Origin of the sequence: Anabaena sp. 4-3 (assembly GCF_001597745.1) — a bacterium.
Lineage (GTDB): Bacteria > Cyanobacteriota > Cyanobacteriia > Cyanobacteriales > Nostocaceae > Trichormus.
Genome location: NZ_LUHJ01000074.1, coordinates 52234 through 61013, shown reverse-complemented (window position 1 = coordinate 61013; position 8780 = coordinate 52234). Strand labels below are relative to the sequence as shown.

General features: G+C 42.6%; 2 protein-coding genes and 1 pseudogene. 2 read left to right on the top strand and 1 reads right to left on the bottom strand.

What is annotated here, in order from left to right; translation table 11 throughout:
* A partial coding sequence (locus A3775_RS24805) for a hypothetical protein (protein WP_197480218.1) occupies nt 1-5338 on the bottom strand: 5338 nt, incomplete at its 3' end.
* 683 nt (nt 5339-6021) lie between these two features.
* Between A3775_RS24805 and A3775_RS21865 the strand changes: the two genes are divergently transcribed.
* Together A3775_RS21865 and A3775_RS21860 are read left to right on the top strand one after the other, a co-directional pair.
* Nucleotides 6022-6777 (top strand): hypothetical protein, encoded by a 756-nt coding sequence (locus A3775_RS21865; RefSeq protein ID WP_066383064.1) that lies wholly within the window; start codon nt 6022-6024, stop codon nt 6775-6777.
* A 334-nt stretch (nt 6778-7111) separates the two neighbouring features.
* Nucleotides 7112-8780, top strand: a pseudogene (locus A3775_RS21860) (hypothetical protein); the annotation flags it as partial.

Below are 8780 nucleotides of genomic sequence, written 5' to 3'. Positions count from 1 at the left end.
TCAAGGTTAAGTCACCTGTAGCCATGACGCTGGAATTTTGCAAATAAGCTTGCACTTGGGCAGGGTTACGAGTATACCCGTCATAGCCAATGAAGTTATTAGCCACAGCTGCACCAATGGCAACTCCTACACCAGCAGCCCCACCACCACCAGCAGATGCTGAGACTGCGGCAATTGTGGCATCAATGTTAGCGGAGTTTTCTGCCGTTAAACTAACTCCACTGGCACTATCAACTACACTATTACTGATATAGGCGTTAGTCTTGCCCAGAATTGTATTTTTAGACTCCGCACCTGCACCACTCAAGGCTATACCTGCTGCGACACCAAATCCTGCTGCTAAAGAAGCGGCGACTGATACGGCTTCAATAGTTGCATCAGTAGTAGCAGATAGTGAAATATTGCCTGTGGTTGTCTTGAAGGAGTTATCTGCATTGTTGATATAGGCTTCGACTTCGTTAGAAATCAAGTTATCAGCTAGGGCAACACCGATAGACAAGGAAACACCAACCGCACCAGCGAATGATGCTGCTAGAGATGCTGCACCAGCATCAGCTTTGATTGTGGAGGAGTCTTGAGCCGAGATAATGGCAGATTTAGTCTGAATACCTGTTGTGCGATCGCCATCAACAAAAGCTTTAACTAAAGTCCCTACTTTATTGACTGTGTTCACTCCTGAACCACTACCAGAACCTCCCCCAGCACCCCCTGCTGCCACAGCCATCGCACCTGCACCCACACCAGCGTTAATATTGCTATTGGCAACTGCGCTCAAGGTTAAGTCACCTGTAGCCGTGACGCTGGAATTTTGCAAATAAGCTTGCACTTGGGCAGGGTTACGAGTATCCCCATCATAGCCAATGAAGTTATTAGCCACAGCTGCACCAATGGCAACTCCTACACCAGTAGCCGCACCGCCACCAGCAGATGCTGAGACTGCGGCAATTGTGGCATCAATGTTAGCGGAGTTTTCTGCCGTTAAACTAACTCCACTGGCACTATCAACTACACTATTGCTGATATAGGCGTTAGTCTTGGTGAGAATTGTATTTTTAGACTCCGCACCTGCACCACTCAAGGCTATACCTGCCGCGCCACCAAAACCTGCTGCTAGAGAAGCGGCGACTGATATGGCTTCAATAGTTGCATCAGTAGTAGCAGATAGAGAGATGTCCCCTGTGGTTGTCTTGAAGGACTTATCTGTATTGCTATCTGTATTGCTGTTTGCATTGCTAATATAGGCTTCGACTTCGTTAGAAATCAAGTTACTAGCTAAGGCAACACCGATAGCTAAAGAGCCGCCTGTTGCACCTGCGAATGATGCTGCTAGAGATGCTGCACCAGCATCAGCTTTGATTGTGGAGGAGTCTTGAGCCGAGATAATGGCAGATTTAGTCTGAATACCTGTTGTACCATAGCCATCAACAAAAGCTTTCACTAAAGTCGCTATCTTATTAACAGTGTTCACTCCTGAACCACTACCAGAACCTCCCCCAGCACCCCCTGCTGCCACCGCCATCGCACCTGCACCCACACCAGCGTTAATATTGTTATTGGCAACTGCGCTCAAGGTTAAGTCACCTGTAGCCGTGACGCTGGAATTTTGCAAATAAGCTTGTACTTGGATGGGATTACGGGTAGAATTTCGCCAATAAGCTTCCGGTTCAAGAGGGTCACGGCTATCCCCCTCATAGCCAATGTAGTTATTAGCCACAGCTGCACCAATGGCAACTCCTACACCAGTAGCCCCACCGCCACCAGCAGATGCTGAGACTGCGGCAATTGTGGCATCAATGTTAGCGGAGTTTGTTGCCGTTAAACTAACTCCATTGGCACTGTCAACTACACTATTACTGATATAGGCGTTAGTCTTGGTGAGAATTGTATTTTTAGACTCCCCACCTGCACCACTCAAGGCTATACCTGTTGTACCAAAACCAGCTGCCAAAGAAGCGGCGACTGATATGGCTTCAATTGTGCCATTGCTAGTAGCAGATAGTGAAATGTTGCCTGTGGTTGTCTTGAAGGACTTATCTGGATTAATATCTGTATTGCTGTTTATATTGCTAATATAAGCTTCGACTTCATTAGAAATCAAGTTACTAGCTAGGGCAACACCGATAGCTAAAGAACCGCCTGTTGTTGCTGCGGCTGATGCGGCTAGAGATGCTGCACCTGCATCAGCTTTGATTATGGAAGAGTCTTGAGCCGAGATAATGGCAGATTTAGTCTGAATACTTGTTGTGCCATCACTATCAACAAAAGCTTTAACTAAAGTTGCTATCTGATTCTCTGTGAAGACTCCTGAACCACTAATAGCAAATGCCTCCCCAAATTTCGCTTTTGGTTTTTTTGGATCAGGTAAAGAAGGGATGGCGACTGCGACCGAACCTGCACCCACCCCGGCTGTGATGCTGCCACTAGATTCGGCATTTAAGGTCAAGTTACCATCGCTAGTGATCCTGGAGTTTTGAATGTAAGCTTGAACTTCGGCTGGGTTACGAGTGTTATTGTCATCATTGTCATAGCCAATGTAGTTATTAGCAACAGCAGCACCAATTCCTCCTGCCAAACCACTTCCTACTGAAGCTGCCGTTGCTACAACTGTTGCATTGATATTAGCATTATTATTGGCTGTAATCGTCACATCCCCAATGTTGTCGGTGAGGGTGGAGTATGAGATATATGCGTTAGTCTTGGTGCGAATAAAGTTATTGGAGAGTGCGCCACCAGCACTGAGAGATTTTGCCGATGTACTGGCTCCAAGTGCTACGGCAAGTGACTCGGAGGTAATTGTATTGCTGGATAAAGCCTCTATAGTAATATTGACATTGTTATCACTAGATGAACTAACTGTAGAACTCCCAATATAAGCCTTTATTGTGTTGTCAATTTGATTCCTGGCGTTGGCTATTCCTACAGCTATATTAGTCTTGTTTTCTTGCAAAAATTTATCACTGATAACAGCCCCTAGAGAAAAAGACTCGATTGTAGTTTTGTCTTCGGCTCTCATGGAGAGAGTATTATCATCACCAACTTGAATGGTGGCGGTGTTAGTGATGGCAGCAATGGTCGAAGCCTGAATGGTGTTGATGGCAAAATTGGAGTCGGCTGAAGAACTGCCAAATGCTGTACTGTTGATAGTGCCATCTGTAATTGCTGTAATATCTATGCCACCGGCATGAATAGATGTATTGCCACTGATATAAGCAGAGGTTTCGATATCAACCAAGTTGCCAGCTATAGAATCAGAAGCAAACACAACGGGTATCTGTGTGACAGTGAAGGTACTGTCTGCTTCACTTTTAATGTTGTTGTTGGTATTGGCATTAATAGTTAATTTCCCTGTAGTATTAATGCTACTGGGGTTGTCAACATCATCAGCAGATATGTAAGCTTGGGTTTGGCTGTTGAGTTTGGTAAATGCTAATGCTCCTGCTCTATCAAACCAATCGAGTCCGAAGCGATTTAAGACGGCGGTAGTCTGTCCTTCTGTTAATTCTGAGACCGGGTCATTGTTCCGGGTTACTCCCAATGTAGCAGATTTGCCTCTAGTCTCTATCTCATTTTTAGAGTCTGCTAATAATGCTATGTTGGCTGCCGAAATTGATTGATTGTCGGATATGTCAATATAAGCCTGGGTGGTATTTGTAATTCTAGCTACGGCAATACCCCCCCCTAGTTCAGCCCCGTCTAATAACGATATTGGACGAGCCAGCCCTTCAGTAGTTACGTCAACTTCGTTGGTAGAGGTGATAGATAAATCTCCCTTAGCATCCAGGGAGCTTTTCCCAGAAATATGTGCGATCGCTGAACTGTTAATATTGGAAGTGGCATTTCCAGCATCCCATAGACCTTGAGCTAATAATATCGCATACCCGATCACGGCTTGTCCTGCTGCTAGTATTTCTCCTTTGACTACGGAACTACTAGATAGGGTGACATTGCCGCTACTTTCAATTCTGGAGTCAATCACAGAAATAGTTGCGTTAGAAGTTAAATCAAGCTGCGCCAAAATATAATCTTCTACTTGTCCTGTCAGGCTGGAGGAGACTGACATATTAATATCACCAGCCTTGATGGTTGCTCCTGTCAGGTTAATCTGAACTGCTCGCGTCAGATTCATCTTCTTTAATTCTAACAATTCTAAAGACAAAGAATCAAACAGACGCAAAGGGTCGTTTTCTGTATAAGAATCGGACGCAGTGAAATTTATAGTCCCGTCAATACCGCCTGGCTGTGTAGTGTCAATTGTGACTCCAGTTTTGACAAAAATACTTTCTGCATCTACTGTTAAATTACCCCCATTCAGGGTTAAATCTTGCTCAAAATTCACCTGGTCATTGCCGTCATTACCTTCAATTACTAAGGATTTAGTAAAATTGGCATCGAGTGAGTCTATAGTAATGATGTCATTACCTGCTAACCCCTTAATTGTTAAGGAATTACTGGGATTCCAGAAGGTAATATTTTCAAAGGTGTTATTGCTACTAAAAATCCTCGTTTGTCCTGTAGCTACTTTGCTGACAAGGATTTGATCATCTCCCTCAGTAGCAGTGAATACTCTATCTGCTGTTACACTGGTATCAAAAATTGGTGCTAAACCAGCATATTCAATTGTCTTGTCGTCTAGATGAATAATCCCGGAATGGGGACTATAGGCGATAAATTGAGCGTTGTTATAAGTTCCACCGTCAATAACTAAAGTACCTAAATTTCCATCTCCGCCATCCGCAATTCCATCTAAACTACCTTCTGGGGTAAAGACAAAGGTGGCATAATTATTAGCGGCAGCTTTGAGATTTTCAACGTTTTCAAACTCAATACTACCAACGTTACCAGCATTTTTGCTGGTTATATTCCATGTTGTGTCTAGATTGGGGCCAAATACGCTATCGTTACCTTCTCCACCATCAAAGGTAAGTTTTGCACCTGTAGTATTGAGGGCATTTGTTAAAGAACTATCAATATATAGGCTGTCATTACCAAACCCTAAGTTAACTGAAATATGACTATCTTGACCAACTACTAACCCACTTTGATAAAAGTCTGTGCCGTTGCTACTAAATTCTAAACTATTACCTATACCAACCTGTAAATACAGGCTATCTGCTTGATCTGTCCCCCAAAAAATCCCATTCCCTTCACCAGTCAAATACGACCAAGTACCAACAGGATAATTGAGTGTTGGTGTGGTCAAATCACTCGCTGATGCTGGATTATATAGCTGCTGTTCGTTTTGAGGATTAAATATATTTGTTTCGCTGCTCAATAATGGGTTTTGGGAAGCGGATGGAGTTCCATCAATAGTATTGGAAATAGGTTGCTGAATATCCATAATTATTGTCTTTACCTGAGTACCACTATTTATTTTTGTTGACTATGTATAGGCAAATGAGAAACACGCTAGTTACCTACAGAAAACTAGCTGATTCTTTCTTGCTGCAATTCTGGCGGCAAGTTTTTTTGTCACGAGTTTTTATTTTTACTTGTTACGTACCATGATGTATTCCTGTTCAGGTTTTTGTCAATATAATTTCAAAGAATTTGGTTAAAAAAACTAAGTTTCTCAAATATTTTAACAATACTAAATCAACATATTTTTTTCAGAAAAAATACTTGGTTTCTGACCAATAAAATTAGAGAATTATGTATATTTACAGAGGCAAAAATACATTTTTAGGCTTTTAGAAGATTACTCAGTCAATTTAACAGTTAAACTACTTACGCACTTACTTTAATTATCGTCTTAAAAAATACACGTACATAAGTAGGAATAATGTATAAATTGCTCAAAATTTAATTTAAGTTATGAAAATATAAAAAATTCCTGAATATTCTGCGGATGGGTAGAAAAAGTGAACTATGTTACATAACGACGTAGGAGAGAGTGAGGGAGAGGTAGGGAAGGGGTGCTTGGGGGGTGATACTTGAAAGACTGTGATGTTAATAATAATACTTGTCAAGCATCCTCTGATGGTGTAGTATACTCAGTTTGTTGCTCAGGGGTTGTGAAATAAGATGTATCAAAATTTTTCTGGACACGAGTTATCTTTGTATGAGTTATCGGTTGTGTTTTTGGTGAAAAACCAAAATCCAACTTTATTGAATTGGGATTTTCTGAAATATAGTGGCATTGTTCCCCAGGATTGGCGACTAGATAGCAATCCGGTATATACTCAACAAGGCTCTCAACTGATTTTTGAGAATGGGCTGCAAATCGCATCTGATAACAGCAGAACTATTTTTTTAGAAAATATCATTGGTAAATCAATTGACAACATAGTAGCTGCTCAGATTGCCCAGCTTTATACCCAGGTATTACCCTATGTAGAATATGAAGGGCTGGGGATAAATTTAACGGGAGTTGTCAGTTTTCGGGAACAACCCCAACTGGCTCAAACTTATCTAGCTAAAAATTTGTTTGCTGGTGGGAATTGGCTGGAGTTTGGTATTCAACCGCCAAAAGTAGATGTGAATATTTCCTATACTTTAGAACAAGGAAATCTCAATATGCAAATTAGTCAGATAGAGCTACCACAAGAGAATCAAGAGGCTAAGATGCCCGCTATCAGGTATTTTGGCAACTTTGACTATGGTTTACAACAAGTTCCAATAACAGAAAGATTAGGTAGGTTACAAAGTGTTTTAGTGCAATGGCAAGCACACATAGAAATGTTTACCAGCTTGATTAATGAGCGGTTTATGAATGAAAATAATTTATCGTTTCCGGGGGGTAATCAAAATCTAACGGGTGAGCCTATCGAGCAATTTTAATGCAGACATAAACAATTGTATATATTTAATACTTAAGTGTGCATCTAATACTAAAAATCTGAAATTGTATGTTGAATAATCATGAGGTTTAATAGATAATATCGACAATTTTTCAGAAATCAGCCAAGAAAAAATGAGGGTTTGCAAATTGAAATAATTTCAAATGGACTCCCAAGTAAATCAATCTAAATGATTGCGAATTTAGATTGAGCCATACCAGAGGCGCAGATTTTGTTTAGGATGATTTTGACTAAATAAATCTAGTGCTTAACAACAACGCAAATTGGTATTTGCATCCCCAAAAGTTTACTACACAAAAAAAGAAGGTAATTTCATGCGTCTTCATGCTATTTACTGGTGTGCTATAAATCTAAAACCTATCAATAGAGGTTATCGGAAATTAATATTTCTACTATTTACAAGTTTGCTGTTGCCTACGGGATTGATATCTACAGGAATTCCTGTTGCTCAGGCCCAAAAAGTCCAAATTGAACCAAACGCTGTTGGTGGTAGCTTCATAAATACAACACAGGGATTAAACGCTACGGCTATTGGTGCAGGAGCAAGTGCAGCAAGTAACAACAGCATAGCTATAGGTACTGACGCAGAAACATCAGGGACTGCAACTTCCGCACAGGGGGCAATAGCTATTGGACAATCTGCTACCGTAAATTCCGATAATTCATCATCTGCTGGTGCGATCGCTATTGGACGATCTGCCACTGTCAATGACGGCGTGAATGCCACAGCAGTTGGTAACGAATCCACAGCCGGTGCTTCAGGTACAGCTGTAGGAACTAATAGTAATGCGTCAGGTAGTTCCTCAGCAGCCTTCGGAGATAGCGCAACAGCACAAGGTGATAATTCCGTGGCAGTTGGTGCTAATGCTACCACTGGAGCAGGTGCGAGTAATGCAATTTCTATAGGCACTGGGAGTAATACGGCGGGAGCTTTAGCGAATAATGCTACAGCTATAGGTAATCAAGCTACAGTTGGAACAGGGGCAATAGGTTCTACCGCCATAGGTGAAGGTGCGACTGTAGATAATAATGTCACAAATGCGATCGCTTCTGGTACGAGTGCTAGTGTTGGTGCTAATAGCGGCATTGCTACAGGTAATGGAGCTACAGTTGGTACAGGGGCGACAGATGCGATCGCTACAGGTACGAGTGCTACTGTGGGAAGTAGTAACTCAATCGCTACAGGTAATGGAGCTAACGTTGGTACAGGGGCAACCGGTTCTACTGCCATAGGTGAAGGTGCAACGATTGGTGATAATGCCGAAAATGCGATCGCTACAGGTACGAGTGCTAATGTGGGAAGTAGTAACTCAATCGCTACAGGTAATGGAGCTAACGTTGGTACAGGGGCAACCGGTTCAACTGCCATAGGTCAAGGTGCAACGATTGGTGATAATGCCACAAATGCGATCGCTGTGGGTACAGGTGCAAATGCTACCAGTAGTTTTGCTACCGCTACAGGTACTCAAGCCCAAGCTACTGGAACAGGTGCGATCGCTACAGGTACTCAAGCCCAAGCTAGTGGGACTAGCGCAGTGGCTACAGGTACTCAAGCCCAAGCTAGTGGGACTAGCGCAGTGGCTACAGGTACTCAAGCCCAAGCTACGGGAGATCAGGCGATAGCATCAGGTAGCTTCTCTCAAGCCTCTGCGATTGGTGCATCAGCCTATGGAACATTTGCTAACGCTTCAGGAACTTCAGCGACAGCTGTGGGTGATACATCACAAGCTACTGCTGACAGTGCCACAGCCGTGGGTGCAGGAGCAAGTGCAACAGGTAATGGCTCTCTAGCTTTGGGGGGTGGTACTTTTAATGCTGGTACTGGTCAATTTGAACAAGTAGCCACAGCATCAGGCACTAATTCCATTGCGGCTGGTAATACTGCTACTGCTAGTGCAGACAATGCGATCGCTGTCGGTACAAACTCAACAGTTGGAACAGGGGCGACAGGTTCAACTGCCATAGGTGAAGGTGCAACAATAA